Consider the following 16,296-nt stretch of genomic DNA (forward strand, 5'->3'; position numbering starts at 1 on the left):
GGCACCTTGATCGCCGCCATGTGTGGTTATCCTCGAAGACGAGCTTGGCTTCGATCTCGGGGGTGAGGCAGGGTGACGGAGCGCAAGCCGGCCGGGGTCGGCTTCGAGACGTGGATCGACCGGCAGATCCGCGAGGCCACCGAACGCGGCGAGTTCGACGACCTGCCCGGCGCCGGCAAGCCCCTTCCCGACCAGGGCAAGCCGCATGACGAGATGTGGTGGATCAAGCAGAAGCTCGACGCGGAGAACCTCTCGTTCCCGCTGCCGGGAACGCTCGCGCTGCGCAAGGCCGCCGAGGAGTCGCGGGCGGCGGCGCTCGACGCGCGGACGGAGTCCGAGGCGCGCCGGATCATCGAGAGCCTCAACGAGGAGATCCGGCAGAGCCACCGCAGGCCGCTGTCCGGCCCTCCGCTGTTCCAGCCGATCATCGACGTGGACGAGATCATCAGCGCGTGGCGGGCCCGGCATCCGCCGCTGGACGCCGCCGCGCGAGAGTCCGCCCCCGAACCGCCGCGCGGCGGTCGTTCCCTGTTCCAGCGGCTCCGGCGCAAGGACCGTTGACGGGCGCGGTCCACTCCTGATCGGCCGTCGCCGGATCGGGCCGGCCCTCGACTCCGGCAGGGCCGCCGGTCTCCATCGCCACCGGCGACCCGATGCGGGGGCCGGGAGACCACCCACTATCGGGGCCGACGACCGGAATGCGCATTATGTCGGATTCTCCGGGCGGCCGGCGGCTTCATAGGGGTGGCCGATTTCGGAGACGAAATAGAGGTTCAGGGTGACGGGCGGCTCTTCGCGCCGGTAGACGGGCCAGGGCACGCCGGCGACGGTCGCACCGAAGGCCTCCGCGCCGGTCCACCCAGAGAAGATCGACTTGGCCGCCGGAAGACCCTGGACGGCGGCACCGCGATCGTCGTGATCGGTGAGACGCGCAGGCAGCGGCCGGATCCAGCGGGCCGCACCGCGCCCTGCGCACCGATCTCCCGCCGAGGGCGCCAGCCGCCATCGCGCACGTGCCGCCAATTCCTCACTTTCGGTCATCTTTTACAGCGAATATTGACAAGAGTCACCCTTCCGGCACCCAATCGAGGAAGGCCCGGCGGACATCGCCGGGCTTCGCCACGACCGGCGAACATCCGTTTCGAGCCGGTCGCCGACAAGGAGGAACTGGGCATGAGAGCTGCTCGTCGATGCCTGCTCATCGTGATGGCGCTGGCCGCGCTGCTGGTGGCACCACTCGGCATGGGCGCGGCCCACGCCTCACCTGCCGTGGGCGCGGCCGGCGGCTTCGGGCTGAAGGCGTGGACGGACCTCCCGCAGGGGACGGCCGCGCCTTCGGCCCTGGCCGCGGACGAGAGTTACTGCATCCCGGTGGCCGGCCCCGGAATCAAGATGACCTTCTACTGCGACATCAAGCAGCCGAGCACGCTCTGGGTGTACTGCACGGGCGTGACCGTAGAGATCCGGCTCGAAGTGGGCCGGTGGGCCCCGTCCGGCAGCTGCCCGGGCTATCGCGGCTACCAGCTGGTCCCGCGGCTCTAGTCCGCGGGAGGCGCGGCCGGTCCGGCCGGCCGCGCCTGCCAGGGTCTCGGGAACCGGAGGACGGTGGCCGGCGGGACCCCCACATCCCCGGTCGACCAGCGCTGCAGATCGCTGCGAACGCTGCTAAAATGCATACATGACTGCGATAACGATACGCGACGTGCCGGACGGCGTGGTCGACTCGCTGAAAGTTCGGGCCGCCCAGGCAGGGAAGTCGCTCCAGGCGTATGCCCTGGAGCTTCTGTCCCGGGAGGCCGCCAAGCCGACGCTGGCGGAGATGGCCGCCCGCCTTGAGCGGGAGACCCGTACCGAGCTCAGCACGACGGACATTCTCGATGCCATCGAAGATGGACGGGACCGGCAGGTTCCGGATTGATCGTCATCGACTGCTCCAGCGTCCTGCACTTCCTGCTGGACCAGGGCGAGACCGGAACCGCGATCCGCGAGCGGGTGGGCCGGGCCGATGCGCTTGCCGCGCCCGGCCTGCTGGATTATGAGATCACTTCGGCGACCTTCGGGCTGGCACGAGGCCGCCGGGGCGGCAAGCCGAAGATCACTGAGCGGGAGGCGACAAAGGCGATCACCGACTACCAGGCCCTCGCGCTCGACCTGCATCCGACGCTGGCCCTGTGGCAGCGCGTACGCGACCTGTCGAACAATCTCTCCGTCTATGACGCGCATTACGTGGCTCTCGCAGAGAGTCTCGGCGTCCCGCTGATCACCAGCGATGCCAGGATCAAGCGCAGCGGAGCGGCACGCTGCGCGGTCGAAGTCTTCCGGACATTCGACGACTGACCGAGCGGCGCCTGCGAGCATGGCTCCGTACCTGGTCTCAGGTCACCAATGACGAACCGTCGGCCTGTGCCCGACCGTCCTCAGCGGGGGAGGCGGCGCCAGAGGGGGCGGGGGAGGTGGCGGAGGGCGGTGAAGAGATAGCGCAGGTTGCCGGGGACCCAGACGGTGTCGCGGTCGTCGCGCAGCGCCCGGACGACGGCGCGGGCCACCTCGCCGGGCGTGGTGGACATCGGAGCCTTGGCCATGCCGGCGGTCATCCGGCCGGCCACGAACCCGGGACGGACCACCATAACCCGGGCGCCGGAGCCGTGCAGCGCGTCGCCAAGGGCCCGGGCGAAGCCGTCCAGCCCGGCCTTGGCGGCACCGTAGACCATGTTGGCCTGGCGCACCCGCACCCCGGCGACCGAGGACAGCACCACCAGGGTGCCGTGGCCCTGCTCGCGCAGCCGGCGGGCGGCGAGCAGGCCGCAGGACACGTGCCCGCCCAGGTTGACGGCGACGGCGGCGGCGGCCGACACCGGGTCGGCGTCGTAGGCGGCCTGGTCGCCGAGCACGCCGAAGGCCGCCACGACGACGTCCAGGTCGCCGGCGAGCGCGACCGCGTCGCCGATCACCTTCTCGTGCGTCTCGGGGCGGGCCGCGTCGAAGTCCAGCACGTGCACCTCGGCGCCCAGCCCGGCGAGCCGGCGGACCGCCGGCTCGGTGCCGGGCGTCGCGCCGCCGCGCGCGGCCAGCACGACGCGCCGGGCGCCGTCGCGGGTCAGGGCCTCGGCGACGGCCAGGCCGATCTCGCTGCGGCCGCCGAGCAGCAGCACCGAGTCCACCGCGCCCAGCGCGTTCTTCATCGGAACTCCTTGAGCGTGGGTGCCGCGGGCTTCACAGCGACAGCCTCCTGGCGAGGTCGGAGCGGAAGACGCCGCCGGGGTCGGCGTCCTGGCGGAGCTTGCGCCATTCTTCCAGCCGGGGGTACATGACCGGCAGCAGCTCGGCGCGCAGCCGGGAGTCCTTGGCCAGGTAGACCCGGCCGCCGGCCGCGGCGACCTGCTCGTCGAAGGTGCGCAGCAGCGCGGCGAGCCCGGGCCGGCCGGCCGGGATGTCCAGGGCGAGGGTCCAGCCGGGCATCGGGAAGGACAGGTGGCCGGGGGTGCCGGCGCCGAACCGCTTGAGCACGGTGAGGAACGACACGACGCCGTCGGCCGACAGCCGGGACACCACCCGCCGCAGGGTGTCCTCGGCGCCGAACGGGACGGCGAACTGGTACTGCACGAACCCGCGCGGGCCGTAGATCCGGTTCCAGCCGGCGACCGAGTCCAGCGGGTGGAAGAACGGCGCCAGGTCCTGGACGATCCGCCGGTCGCGGGCGCGCCCGTACCAGGCCTGGTTGAATGCGCGGACGGTGAGCGAGTTGAGCAGGCCGCCGGGCGCCCAGGGCGGCGCGGCCAGCCGGGTGGCGGGGGCGAATGCCAGCGGGTCGGTGCCCGGCGGCAGCTCGTCGCGGCGCGCGTGGTCGCCGCGGGTGAGGACGCTGCGGCCGGTGCGGGCGCCGCGGGCCAGCAGGTCGATCCAGGCGACGGTGTACCGGTAGCGGTCGTCGGTGGCGGCCATGACCTCAAGGGTGTGGTCCAGGTCGCGGGTTCGTGCCACGTCGACCCGCATCCGGGAGGTCTCGACGGGCACGCAGCCGAAGACGGCCTGGGTGATCACGCCGGTCAGGCCCATGCCGCCGGCCGTGGCCCAGAACAGCTCGTCGGCCGGGGTGAGCGTGCGGGCGACGCCGTCCGCGGTGACCAGGGTGAGGGAGCGGACGTGGGCGGCGAAGGAGGAGTCGACGTGGTGGTTCTTGCCGTGCACGTCGGCGGCGATGGCCCCGCCGACGGTGACGTGCCGGGTGCCGGGGCTGACCGGGACGAACCAGCCGCGCGGCACCAGAGCGGCCATCAGGTCGTGCAGGCTGGTCCCGGCGCCGGCGGTGACCACGCCGGTGCCCGCGTCCAGGGTGAATCCGGTCAGGCCGGTGGTGTCCAGCACGCCGCCGCCGGCGTTCTGCGCGGCGTCGCCGTAGGACCGGCCGAGGCCCCGGGCGATCAGGCCGCGGGGCGGGGCGGCGGCCACCGCGGCGGCGAGCTCCCCGGCGGTGCGCGGGGCGCGGACGGTGGCCGGGGTCGGCGCGGTGCGCCCCCACCCGGTGAGGAACGTCGTCACCGCCGCACCTGCCGGGATACCCGGAGCAGCGGGGACCGGGCGGGCACGGTCGCGTCCGCTCCCCGGTCGAAGGCCGGCCGGAGCACGGCGGTCGGGGGCCCGCCGGAGGCGCGCCGGAGCGCGGCGGCCATGATCACTTGACGTAGATCCCGACGGCGAGCAGGGCGACGAGCAGCGCGGTGTAGAGCTGCAGCGGGCGGTCGCGCAGCGCCAGCTCCTCGGGCTCCTCGCCCACCCCGCGGTCGACCAGCAGGTTGTGCCGCAGGATGATCAGCACGAACGGCACGATGCTCACCCCGTACAGGGTGTCGGCGTGGATCTGCAGCGCCCACAGGCAGTAGGTGACGATCATGGCGCCGGAGGCCATCGAGCGGACGTGCGCGAGGTAGCTCGGCGTGTAGGTGACCAGCGTGGCCCGGGTGCCGTCGGCGCCGCGGTTGCGCATCTCGGCCTCGCGCTTGCCCACCACGACCTGCAGCGACCCCAGCGAGACGACGACCAGGAACCAGCTGGTCACCGGCACGTCCACCGCGACCGCGCCGGCGAACGCCCGGATCAGGTGGCAGCCGGCGACCGCGACCAGGTCCACGACGACCTGCTGCTTGAGCCAGTAGGTGTAGGCCAGGGTGAGCGCGACGTAGCCGGCGACGACGGCGGGCAGCCGCCAGCCGCCGGCGAGGGCGGCGACGGCGGGCGCGGCGGCGATGAACGTCAGGCCGGCGACCCGGGCGGCCGCCACCGGCACCAGCCCGGCCGCGATGGGCCGCAGCCGCTTGCGCGGGTGGCGCCGGTCGCCCTCGACGTCGCGGGCGTCGTTGAGCAGGTAGGTTCCGCTCGCGGCCAGGCAGAACGCGGCGAAGGCCACCAGGGTGCGCAGCAGGCCGCCGGGGGTCGTGAGCACCCCGGCGGCGGCCGGCGCCGCGAAGACGAGCAGGTTCTTCAGCCACTGGCGGGGCCGGCAGGCGCGGGCGAATCCCCGCAGCCGGGCGCCGGCCCGGGCGGAGGCGACCTCCGGCGGACGCACGTCCGTCCCCCCGGCCGAGTCCGGCCGCGCGGCCGCGTCCGTCCCTCCGGTGCGGTTCGTCCGCGCGGCCGCGTCCGTTCCCCCGGCGGGGTCCGTCTGGCGGGTGGTGCCCGGCTGACCGGTGGTCACGAGGCCGTGGCGCTCCCCCGGCGCCCGCGCGGCGGGTTCCGGAAGATCAGCACGATGCCGACGATCATGGCGAGCAGCCCGACGACCAGCAGGACGACCGGGATCACGGTCTGGACCAGGCCGATCTGCCGCCTGGTGTCGTCGGCCTGCTTGACCAGGTCGGCGACGGTCTCAGGGGTGTAGACCGCGGTGGCGATGAGGGCGGGCTTGCGCTCCACCCCGTCGGCGGTCTTGAGCACCTCGTGCCGGCGGTGCTCCTGCTTGACCGGGATGCCGCTGACCGGCTCGACCCAGTAGGTGCTGGTGCCGTCGTACCAGCGCTCGACCTGCACGTCGCCGGTCTCGTCCATGCCCATGGCGGACGCGGGCGCGGTGAGCGTCTGGGTCTTGGTGGGCGGGACCTGCTGGACGTAGCGGTAGACGGCCAGGCCGTCGATGGTGTCCTCACCGTCGAAGGACGCGTCGAACGCCTTGCCGGCGCTGGAGTTGAACACCTGGTAGGTCTTCTTCTCCGCGCCGAACGGGAAGAGGTAGATCTGCCCGGCCAGGCTGACCGGCTCCTTGTCGATGCTGGCGCCGCAGCAGTTGACCGCGGTGCCGGTGTACTTGTTGAAGGCGCTGCGGAACTCGCTCATGTCGAAGCGGGGCCGGTCGTTGGTCACGTCGGTGACCGAGGTGAACTGGTCCCACACGACGTCGTCGGCCTTGGAGCCGGCCACGTCGCCGCGGGTGGTGACGGTGATGTCGAGGTCGCCGTTCATCACCTTGAGGTCCTGCTTGCTGAAGTACCGGGCGTCCTGCGCGCTCAGCTTGGTGATGCTGTACTGGTCGACGGGGGCGGCGATGAGCCGGTCGGCGACCTGGAAGCGCACCAGCCCGGCGAGCGCGACGAGGAAGGCACCCGCTCCGAGAAGAATCATTCCGATGACGCGGCCCATCGCTCCTCCTGGGGGTGCCCCGCGGGCGGCGCGTGCCTGCCCGGGGGTGTTGCCTGCTGCTGACGTGGGGGGACGGTACCCCGGTGGCCGGCGCGGCGATATGTCCTGAAACAAAGTTCTATTTCACGGTATGTTAGTTCGGCGAGTGACCCCACGTCACCAGGGATGCGGAAAAGTGACAGAAACACGTTCTACCTCGCTCGCGCGCGACGCCGGAGCTCCGCCCCCGGCCACCGCCCACCTGGACGCGCTGGACGGCATGCGGGCGATCGCCGCGTTCGCGGTGCTGGTCTTCCACGTCGCCATCGAGTCGGCGCAGGCGCTGCAGGAGAACTTCACCGGCGCGCTGCTGTCCCGCGGGGACGTGGCGGTGCCGATCTTCTTCACCCTGTCCGGGCTGCTGCTCTACCGCCCCTACGCCCGCGCCGCGCTGACCGGCTCCCCGCGCCCGGACACCGCGACGTACCTGGTCAAGCGGGCACTGCGCATCCTGCCCGCGTACTGGCTGGCGGTCGCCGCCGCCATGCTGCTGTGGTCGCGCGACCACCTGGGCGACGTGAAGACCTGGCTGCAGATGCTGCTGCTGGCGCAGAACTACGAGACCGACCCGTGGTGGTTCGGCCTCGGCCCCAAGGGCCTGGCGCAGATGTGGAGCCTCAGCGTCGAGGTGGCCTTCTACCTGGTGCTGCCGCTGGTGGCCGTACTGCTCGCGGCCATCGCCCGGCGCGGCGGCGCCGACCCCGGCCGCCGGGCCCGGCGGCTGCTGGTCTGCCTGGCCGTGCTGTGCGCGGTGTCCTACCTGTGGACCATCGCGAGCTACTACCCGGTCTACCGGCCGTACATGAACACCTGGCTGCCGCGCGCCTGGACCTTCTTCGCGCCCGGGATGGCGCTGGCGGTGGTCACCGTGTGGGCGCGGGCCGACCGCACCGGCCCGGCCGCGCGGCTGGTGCGCGCGGTGAACGCCTCCCCCGGCACGCTGTGGCTGGTCGCGGGGCTCGCCTACGCCGTGGCCGCCTCGCCGGTCACCGGGTCACGGTTCGCCGGGGTGGACGGCATCTGGACCGGGTTCTTCGAGCTGGCCCTGTACACCGTGGTCGCCACCTGCCTGGTCGCGCCGTGCGCCACCCTGTCCGACCCGGGGGCGCCGCTCGGCCGGCTGCTCGGCAACCGGGTGATGCGCTACCTGGGCCGGATCTCCTACGGGGTGTTCCTGTGGCAGTTCGTCGCGCTGTACGTCTGGTACGACCTGACCCGGCAGCAGCCGTTCTCCGGCGGCTTCTGGCCGAACCTGGTGATCGTGTCCGCGCTGACGGTGGGGCTGGCCGCGCTCACCCACCGGTACGTCGAGGAGCCCGCCCGCCGGCTGGTCGGCGTGCTACGGCCCGCGGCCGCCCGCCAGGTCAGCGCGACGGGGACGGCCGTGGGGACCGCGACGGCCGCGGGGACGGCTTCGCCGGACGGGCCGTCGCCCGGGACGGGGTCACCGACGGGGACAGGGCAGACGACGGGGACAGGGCAGACGACGGGGACAGGTCAACAGACGGGGCCGGGGACGCGGCCGGAGTCCCCCGCGGAGCAGGCGCCGGCGTGACCGCCGGGGCGGCGCCCGGGGCGGCGACCGCCGTGCCGGCGGCGAACCCCTTCAGGCAGGTGCCGGCGGACGGCTCGTCCACCTTGAGCAGCATGCCGCGGCCCGGCCAGGGCAGCGGGAAGTGGATCAGCCGTACTCCGGCGGAGGGCGGCAGCTCGATCTGCGCGCTCTGCCCGGCCATCTCGACGGTCACCGAGGCGGGCCGGCCGGCGGTGTAGGCGAGCCCGGCCACCGCGTCCGGGCCGCCGAAGCTCACCACCTCCGGCCAGTACACCGCGCCGTCCACCATGGCCAGGCACTTCTTGCCCGGCGGCGGCACCTGGGCGAATCCGGCGGTGACGCTCACCGGCACCAGCCGCCCGGCGTCGTCGAACACCAGACCGCGCGAGGTCGGCTCGGGCACCCGCATCCGGGCCCGCAGCTGCGGGGAGGCCAGCGGGGCCAGCAGGTGGTGGCTGAGCCGCCGCTCGCCGTTCCAGGGCAGCACGATGCCCTCCGGCAGCGGCCGGGAGAAGATCACCGCGTCCGCCGGGACGGCGGCCAGCGCGGCACGCGCGTTGCCCAGGTAGGCGCGCACCCGGTCGCCGGACAGGGTGTCCCGGAAACCCTGGACCGAGACCACCGACAGGGTGAGGTACGCCCCGGCGGCGAGCCCGGCGGCCAGCGGCGGCGCGATGCCCGCCGGGACGGGCCGGCGGTAGGCGTCCGGCTCGCCGCGCAGCGGCAGCAGGCTGAGCGCCAGGCAGACGGCGAACACCATGACGGCGTCGGCGACGTACCGGGTCTCCGCGCCGACCAGGCCGGTCACCGTACCGCGGGCGATCACGGTGGGCAGCGCGTCGGCGAGCAGCAGGTAGCCGGCCAGGATCACCCAGGCCCGGCCGGCCCGGCGCCGGTAGATCAGGCCGGCCAGCAGCAGCGCGGCCAGCACCGCCCAGGCGGCGGCGATCAGCGGGGTGGGCGGGTCGGCCATGCCGCCGGTGGACGGCAGCGGCCGCGGCCCCCATGACAGCGGGCCGCCGACCGCACCGGCCGGGGCGGTCCCGCCGAGCAGCCGGGCGACAAGGTCGGCGGCGACCCCCGGGTCCGGCGTCGCGGCGCCCTCGCCGGGCGCGGTGTCCTGCCGGGACAGGTAGAGCGCGGCGTAGCCGGCCATCAGCAGCAGGTGGGCCAGCCATGGCGACCAGTGCTCGCGCAGCTCGCGGGCCAGCGAGGTGAACCACCCGTCGTCCCGGCCGCTCTCCCGGCGCAGGTAGGCGGTGGTGAGCGCGAACAGCAGCAACGGCAGGAAGACCGCCTTGGTGCTGAACGCCATCCCGAAGATCACCCAGCCGAGCGCCCGCCAGGCGTGCCGGTCGCCGGCGCCGCGCGCGTGGCGCAGCTGGGCCGACAGCGCGAGCACCATGGCCAGCTGCAGCGGGACCGCGTTGATCGCGGCCGACCACCAGCTGAACGCCGGGATGGTCAGCGGGCAGATCAGGTAGATCGCCAGCGGCAGCAGGATGGCCGGCCGGCGGCCGAACATCGACCACAGCAGGCGCAGCACCAGCAGCGACACCAGCGCCTGCAGCAGGAAGGTCACCGCGGCCACCAGCAGCCAGTCGTAGGCGGCCAGCCGGGACTCCACCCAGGTGAGCGCCATCGCGCCGGGCATCAGGTGGCCCTTGTGGATGCGGAACAGGAAGTCGAAGGTGAGCTCGTGCTCGTAGGCGTCGCCGACGAACAGCAGGTCGTCCTCGATGAAGTAGGCGTCGCGCAGGACCGGCACCCGCAGGGCCAGCGCGGCGGCGACCAGCAGCAGCCCGGCGGCGAGCACCGGGTCGCCCAGCCGGCGGATCCATCCGGGGTAGGGGACGCGGACGGCCGGCCGCGCCGGCCCGCCGCCGGTGACGGTGTCCGGCACCGATCCCTCCGATCACGGCCGATGGGCTACTCCTGGGTAACGGACACCCTACGAGCCCCCCAGACCATCCGCAACGCGGTGTTATGCTCCCTGGCACCCCATTCATCCGGACATCCCGGAGCAGCCCCGTGGAGACCTCCCAGCCGCCGTTCCGCGCCACCCTCGGCCGGTCGATCCGGCTGTTCGGCGCGTTCCGCAAGGAACAGACCGACCCCGACCACTTCTACGGGACGCTGGCCCGCGACACCGCCGCGCAGCTCGCCACCTATACCGACCTGTCCGGCGCGCTGGTGGCGGACGTGGGCGGCGGGCCGGGCTACTTCACCGACGTGCTGCGGGCGCACGGCGCGCGCACGCTGTGCGTGGACTGCGACGCCGGCGAGATGACCGCCCGGGACGGCGCGGTGCCGGAGGGGGCGGTGCTCGGCAGCGCGCTGGCCATCCCGCTGCGCGACGGCGCGGTGGACGTGTGCTTCTCCTCCAACGTGCTGGAGCACGTGCCCGACCCGTGGCGGATGGCGGAGGAGATGGTGCGGGTGACCCGCCCCGGCGGCATCGTGTACCTGTCGTTCACCAACTGGCTGTCGCCGTGGGGCGGCCACGAGACCTCGCCCTGGCACTACCTCGGCGGGCACCGCGCCGCCCGCCGGTACCAGCGCCGGCACGGGCGGCGGCCGAAGAACCTGTACCAGCGGAGCCTCTACCCGGTGTCGGCCGGCGCGGCGCTGCGCTGGGCGCGCGGCCGGCGCGACGCCGAGCTGCTGGACGCCCGGCCGCGCTACCACCCCTCGTGGGCGGCCGGGGTGGTCCGGCTACCCGGCGTCCGCGAGATCGTGACGTGGAACCTGCTGCTGGTCCTGCGCCGCCGCTGATCCCGCGCCGGGCCGGCGCCGGCCGGCCCGCCAGGCCACCAGGGCCGGCACGACCAGCAGGACCAGGCAGCCGGCGGGCAGCACGTCCCGCACCAGGACCGCCCAGCGGCGGAACCCCTGCGCCACCGCCGCCCGCGCCTCGACGTCGCCGGGCTCGGTCACCAGGTCGGCCTGGAAGCTCACCGCCCGGTCCACCTGGTCGGCGGTGCGCAGCGTGTCCAGCCGCCGCTCCGCGATCTTCACCGGCAGGCCGCTCTCCGGCTCCACCCACAGCGTGCGGGTGATCCGTACGTACCGGGCGGCGGCCGCCGCCGCCGGCAGGCCGAGGGCGCGGCCGGGCACCTCGCCGGGCAGGTCCTCCACCTTCACCGGGCCGGCGGTGTAGGCGTAGCGGTACACCGGCAGCCCGGCGACGGTCTCGGCGCCCTGGTACCGCAGCGTCGCCTGGCGGCGGAGCACCGGGTCGAAGATCGGGTAGCCGCGCGGCTCGGCGCCCCGGGGCAGCTGGAAGGCCAGCCCGGCCTGCCGGACCGCGGTGTCGTCGTCGACGTAGGCGTCGCAGCAGGCCACCCCGAGCCCGGTACGGCGGTCGAACGCCGTCCGGCGTTCGTGGTAGTCGATCCGCCCGCCGTAGGCGGTCTCCACCGAGGAGAACTCCACCCACACCGCCGTCCGCGCGGTGCCGGCCACCGGGTCGCCGTACAGGGCCACGGTCGCGGTGACCGGCACGCCGGTGCGCACCCGGAAGCTCGCCGGGTCCAGGTAGGTGGCCGCCGGGGCGGCCATCCGGTAGGTGACGCGCTGCTCCAGCGGCAGCACCGTGCCGCCCGGATAGACGTAGGCGCGCAGCAGCACCGCCATGGTGACCAGGAACGTCGCGGCGACCAGCGCCGCGGTGCGCGCGGCCCGGGCCGGCGTCATGTCCGCGCCTCGGCCGGTTCGGACGGCCCGCCCGGCTCGGACGGTCCGCCCGGCTCGGACGGCCCGCCCGGCTGGGACGGCTCGGCCGGCTCGGACCGCTTGGACGGCTCGGACGGCTCGGACGGCCCGTCCGGATCGGCGGGCTCGGCCGGCTCTGACGGCCCTGCGGGCGTGGACGGGACGGTCGGGCCGGCGGGCCCGGGCGGCTCGGCCGGTCGGGGCGCGCCTCGGGCGGCGGGCGGGGACGGTGCCGGCGGTGCGGCCGGCGGCCCGGCGGACGGCAGCGCGGCGAGCAGCCGGGCCACGACCAGCAGGCAGCACGCCTGGGGCACCGGCCCGGCCAGCGCGTCCACCTGCCAGGCGATACCGATCGCGGCGCTCACCCCGGCCGCCACCAGGGCGGCCGCCGGCGGCCACGGGGACATCGCGGCCCGGGCCAGCCGGCGCGCCCGGCCCCGGCCGGCGTGCTGGGCGGCCAGCACCCGGGGCAGCCACAGGCCGGCCGCCGCGATCACGGTCACCGCCGCCAGGCCGGCCGCTCCGCCGGTCCACAGGCCGACCAGCGGAGCGGCCGGCAGCACAAGGCGGGCGCGCGGCCGGGCCGGACCGACCGGGGCGGGCGGCGGGCGGCGGCGCCGGGCGGGCACCGCGGCGACCGCGGCCACCAGGGCGACCAGGCCGAGCCCGGCGGCGAGGGCGGTCCGGTAGGCGGGGTCGGGCTCGTAGCGCAGCACCACGGTGCCGCGGCCGGGCGGCAGCAGCCACGCCTGCCGCCAGCCGTCCAGCCGCACCGGGGCGAGCCGGGCCCCGTCCCGGTAAGCCTGCCAGCCGGGGTTGTGGTTCTCGTTGACCGTCAGGTAGGACGGCCCGGCGGCGTCGACCGCCAGGCGCCGCTCGGCCGGTCCCCAGCTCTGCACGCGGGCGGCCGCCGCCCGCACGGCCGGCCGGGCCGCCGTGCCCTCCCGGCGCAGCACCACCGAGCGGATCCGGAAGGCGTCGCCGGTGGACGCGCCGACGTAGGTCATGCCGGGGACGAGCCGGACCGGGGCGCAGCCGGCGTAGCTGACCGGCCGGCCGTTCAGCACGTCGTCCAGGGTGCCGCCGACGACCCGGGTGGGCACGGTGGTGCCGTCCACCGACAGGGTCGGGCCGTACCCGCAGGGCAGCCGGAGCGGCAGGCCGCCGAGCCCGCCGAGCGGCGACACCCCCGGGATGGTCACCTCGGCGACCTCGATGGCCCGGGACGCCGGCGCGGTGAACTCGATGGACAGCCGGCGGGTGGTGATCTCCGGGAAGGTGATCCGGCCGTCGCCGCCGACCCAGGCCCGCACCGCGCGCGTGCCGGCGCGCAGGGTGACCCGTACCGGCGGCTTGCCGAGGAAGGAGTCGGGGAACAGGACCTTGATCTGGTCGAACGAGCGCCGCCTGCCGAGGTCCAGGGTGAGGGTGGGCCGGCGATCGAACGGCTGGGCGTACCACAAGGTGCGCACGTCGCCGTCCAGCGCGGCCCGGCCGAGCACCGCCGGATGGTCGGTGAGCGTGGAGGACGCGGTGACGTGCGGGAACACCGTGGGCAGCGTGGTCAGCAGGTCCGCCGACCGCGGGTCGGTGAGCACCGCGGTGCCGCCCAGCGTGCGCGTCTCGGCGGTCTCGACGGCGAACAGCCGCTGCAGCCCGTAGCCGTCCTCGCCGAGGATCTGCAGCCGGTCGGCGCAGGTCCAGGCGGAGGTGCCGCGCATGCAGGCCGGCGCCGCCCCCGGCGAGGTGAGCAGCACGGTGCCCGCACCGCCACCGGCCGGGCCGGGCACCGCGATGGCGCGGCCCGGCTCGACGCCGGGCACGGCCACCTCGGTGATCCCCACCCGGCCGCCGAAGGTGTCGGCCGCGCCGGGAGCCAGCCGGGTGATCTTGATCCGTAGCCAGGTGGTCCGGCCGGGCGGCGCGGCGACCAGTTGCGGGCCGCCCGCCTGCGCGACCGGGACGCGCCGGGCGCCGGCCGCGGTGGACACCTCGACCTCGGCGACCGGCGGCCCGATCGGGCCCTGTTCGAAGGCGATGGTGATGTCCTTGACCGGCACCGCCTCGACGAAGCGGACCTCCAGCCACTGACCGACCACGCCGTCCCAGCCGTCGGAGCGCCAGCCGGTGCGCGCGTCCCCGTCGAAGGCGGCGTACGGCAGCCGTCCGGGGTCGCGCTGCCCGGCGCCCGCGGTGACGTCGGCGTCGGAGGTCGAGGCCCGCACGTCGGTCACGCCCAGGTAGCGCGCGGCCGAGGTGCCGGACGACCAGGCCGGGTCCAGCAGGTCGGGCCCGGGGTCGGCCCGGCTCCCCTCCGGCAGGGTGGGCCCCATGCTGCGCCGGACGTCGCCGAACACCATCCGGCGGCGGCGCAGCGTGTCGGTGACCACGGTGTCCCCGGCCGGCACCCGGGCGGCGCCCGGCTCGTCGCCGACCAGCACCGGGGTGTCGTCGGCCAGCAGCCCTTGCTCGGCCATGGCGAGCACGCCCTCCGGCGCGCCGGTCATCCGCAGCGTGCGGCCGGCGGGCACCACCCCGGCGAGCGGCGCGGGGTCGGGCACCTCGAACACCTCCAGCGCCGGGTAGGCCTGGTCGAACCAGCCGGCCGCGGTGGGGTTGCGCAGTTGCCCGACCAGCGGGCCGAACTCGGCCACCTTGGCCAGGCCGGTGGCGTCCTGGACGGCCTGGTGCACCCGGGCCGGCCAGGCGGTGCCGAGGGTCTCCCGGGCCAGGTCGTTGCGCACCAGCAGGTACTTCACCCCGATCCGGCGCAGGGCCAGGGTGAGCCCCGGCGAGCCCTGGCCGTCGGAGAAGCGCTGGTCCACGCTCTGCATCAGCCGGGCCAGGCCGGGCGATCCCCAGGGCACGTTGGTGTGGGTGGCCCAGCGCACGGTGAGCAGCGACTGCATGGGCTCGTCCAGCGGCCGCCCCCACATGTACTCGCCGCGCTTGGAGCCGGGCACGGCGAGCACCATGCCGTCGCCGGTGGCGCGGTTCAGCCAGCCGGCCGCGTCCCGCCAGTAGGAGGGGATGTCGGCGAACGACCCGGGCGGGGTGATGCCGGCCGTGGCGACCGGCACCGCGGCCAGCGCGACCAGCCCGGCGCCGGCCCCGGCCAGCCGCAGCCGGACGGCCTCCGGGCGGCGCATCGGCAGCGCGGCCAGCCCGAGGGCCAGCGGCAGGCGCAGCAGGGCGTCGAACTTGTGCAGATTGCGGAACGGCGCGAGCGGGCCGTCCAGCAGGTCCTGCACCTGGCCGGCCCAGGGGAAGGCGATCGGCCCGGCGTGCCCGGCGGTGACGATGACCAGGCCGGCGAGCAGCGACAGCACCAGGAAGGCGCGCTCTGGGGTGCCGCGGCGGACCAGCCCGGCCAGGCCGGCCGCGGCCACCGCGGCGGTCGCCACCACCAGCCAGGGCCGGGTGGCCTGGTCGTAGGCGGCCGGCAGCCAGGCCTGGCCGTCCACCGGCAGGAAGGAGATCCAGCTGGAGGTGCCGCGCAGCGTGTTGAGCAGCGACGTCACCCCGGTGGTGGCGCTCGCCGTCTCGATGAACGGCAGGAACGAGAAGATGTAGCGGCCGAGCAGCAGCAGCGGGACCAGCCACCACATCGACACCGCCGCCACGCAGGCCAGCCACCAGCCGAGCAGCCGGCGGCGGCGCGGCCCGCCGGTCCGGGTCAGCAGGTACAGGCCCGGGACGACCAGGACGGCCAGCTCCGCGGCGGCGTTGACCCCGCCGGCGAACAGGAAGGCGAGCGCCGACAGCGCGGCGGCCCGCCGCGGGCTCGCCTCCGGGCGGCCGGCCGCGCGCACCAGCGGGAGCATGATCCACGGCAGCACCGCGCTCGGCTGGAACTCCGAGGAGTTCACGCCGGCCAGCGCCAGCGCGTGCGGCGCGAGCGCGTACGCCAGCCCGGCGAGCACGCGCAGGCCGGGACTGCCGATGCCGAGCGCGCGGGCCAGCCGCTCGACGCCGAGGAAGGCCGCGCACAGCACCAGCGTGATCCACAGCCGCTGGATGTTCCAGGCCGGCATGTCGAGCCAGCGGAAGAACGCGTAGAACGGCCCCATCGGGAAGAGGTAGCCGTAGGCCTGGTTCTGCAGGTGGCCGAAGTAGGCGCCGTCCCACAGGTGGGCGGCCCGGCGCAGGAAGCCGACCGGGTCGACGGCCATGTCGAGCTTGGTCTCCGGGACCAGCCGGCCGGGCGAGGTGTTGAAGGCGACCGCGGCGAGCAGCAGGCAGCCCGCCAGCAGGCGCAGCCACCGCCGCAGCCGAGCCCCGGGTGCCGCGGCGCCGGCCGTACCGGCCCTGCGGCGGCGCAGCCAGTCGTCGACCGTCAATTCGGTCCCTTGCCGGTG

At 75.0% G+C, this 16,296-nt stretch carries 13 protein-coding genes; 6 read left to right on the plus strand and 7 right to left on the minus strand.

What is annotated here, in order from left to right:
• Positions 1–72 precede the first annotated feature (72 nt).
• Positions 73–561, plus strand: coding sequence for a DnaJ family domain-containing protein (locus Sru01_RS01495; protein ID WP_203981970.1), 489 nt, complete (start codon positions 73–75; stop codon positions 559–561).
• A gap of 144 nt (positions 562–705) precedes the next feature.
• On the opposite strand, the gene Sru01_RS01500 is transcribed toward Sru01_RS01495, so the two are convergent.
• Complete coding sequence (locus Sru01_RS01500; RefSeq protein ID WP_203981971.1) at positions 706–1,041, minus strand: hypothetical protein; 336 nt, start codon at positions 1,039–1,041, stop codon at positions 706–708.
• Positions 1,042–1,173: 132 nt separating this feature from the next.
• On the opposite strand from Sru01_RS01500, the gene Sru01_RS01505 reads away from it, so the two are divergent.
• From Sru01_RS01505 to Sru01_RS01515, 3 genes are all read left to right on the plus strand, one after another.
• The gene (locus Sru01_RS01505) at positions 1,174–1,542 is read left to right on the plus strand and encodes a hypothetical protein (RefSeq protein ID WP_203981972.1); all 369 of its coding nucleotides are present in this window, start codon (positions 1,174–1,176) and stop codon (positions 1,540–1,542) included.
• Positions 1,543–1,678: 136 nt separating this feature from the next.
• Entirely contained in the window at positions 1,679–1,918 is a 240-nt protein-coding gene (locus Sru01_RS01510) for a FitA-like ribbon-helix-helix domain-containing protein (RefSeq protein WP_203981973.1), read from the plus strand.
• Positions 1,915–2,337: a type II toxin-antitoxin system VapC family toxin gene (locus Sru01_RS01515; RefSeq protein ID WP_203981974.1), complete on the plus strand. Its 423-nt coding sequence runs from the start codon at positions 1,915–1,917 to the stop codon at positions 2,335–2,337. The genes Sru01_RS01510 and Sru01_RS01515 overlap by 4 nt, the downstream gene beginning before the upstream one ends.
• Positions 2,338–2,417: 80 nt before the next feature.
• On the opposite strand, the gene dprE2 is transcribed toward Sru01_RS01515, so the two are convergent.
• The 4 genes from dprE2 to pgfA (Sru01_RS01535) form a co-directional block, all read right to left on the minus strand.
• Entirely contained in the window at positions 2,418–3,182 is a 765-nt protein-coding gene (gene dprE2, locus Sru01_RS01520; protein WP_203981975.1) for a decaprenylphospho-beta-D-erythro-pentofuranosid-2-ulose 2-reductase, read from the minus strand.
• A 31-nt stretch (positions 3,183–3,213) separates the two neighbouring features.
• Positions 3,214–4,539, minus strand: coding sequence for an FAD-binding oxidoreductase (gene dprE1, locus Sru01_RS01525; RefSeq protein WP_203981976.1), 1,326 nt, complete (start codon positions 4,537–4,539; stop codon positions 3,214–3,216).
• A gap of 133 nt (positions 4,540–4,672) precedes the next feature.
• The gene (locus Sru01_RS01530) at positions 4,673–5,563 is read right to left on the minus strand and encodes a decaprenyl-phosphate phosphoribosyltransferase (RefSeq protein WP_203981977.1); all 891 of its coding nucleotides are present in this window, start codon (positions 5,561–5,563) and stop codon (positions 4,673–4,675) included.
• 125 nt (positions 5,564–5,688) lie between these two features.
• Positions 5,689–6,630 (minus strand): cell envelope lipid trafficking protein PgfA, encoded by a 942-nt coding sequence (gene pgfA / locus Sru01_RS01535; RefSeq protein WP_203981978.1) that lies wholly within the window; start codon positions 6,628–6,630, stop codon positions 5,689–5,691.
• A gap of 175 nt (positions 6,631–6,805) precedes the next feature.
• Here pgfA (Sru01_RS01535) and Sru01_RS01540 point away from each other — a divergent pair, with 175 nt between their 5' ends.
• The gene (locus Sru01_RS01540; protein WP_239136723.1) at positions 6,806–8,224 is read left to right on the plus strand and encodes an acyltransferase family protein; all 1,419 of its coding nucleotides are present in this window, start codon (positions 6,806–6,808) and stop codon (positions 8,222–8,224) included.
• A gap of 1,986 nt (positions 8,225–10,210) precedes the next feature.
• Positions 10,211–10,999 (plus strand): class I SAM-dependent methyltransferase, encoded by a 789-nt coding sequence (locus Sru01_RS01545; protein WP_203981980.1) that lies wholly within the window; start codon positions 10,211–10,213, stop codon positions 10,997–10,999.
• On the opposite strand, the gene pgfA (Sru01_RS01550) is transcribed toward Sru01_RS01545, so the two are convergent.
• Positions 10,940–11,920 carry a cell envelope lipid trafficking protein PgfA gene (gene pgfA, locus Sru01_RS01550; RefSeq protein WP_203981981.1) on the minus strand — a complete coding sequence of 327 codons (981 nt, stop codon included), beginning with the start codon at positions 11,918–11,920 and terminating at the stop codon, positions 10,940–10,942. The genes Sru01_RS01545 and pgfA (Sru01_RS01550) overlap by 60 nt on opposite strands.
• Positions 11,917–16,278 (minus strand): alpha-(1->3)-arabinofuranosyltransferase domain-containing protein, encoded by a 4,362-nt coding sequence (locus Sru01_RS01555; RefSeq protein WP_203981982.1) that lies wholly within the window; start codon positions 16,276–16,278, stop codon positions 11,917–11,919. Before Sru01_RS01555 ends, pgfA (Sru01_RS01550) begins: the two co-directional genes overlap by 4 nt.
• Positions 16,279–16,296: the final 18 nt, after the last annotated feature.

This window comes from Sphaerisporangium rufum, assembly GCF_016863395.1.
Lineage (GTDB): Bacteria > Actinomycetota > Actinomycetes > Streptosporangiales > Streptosporangiaceae > Sphaerisporangium > Sphaerisporangium rufum.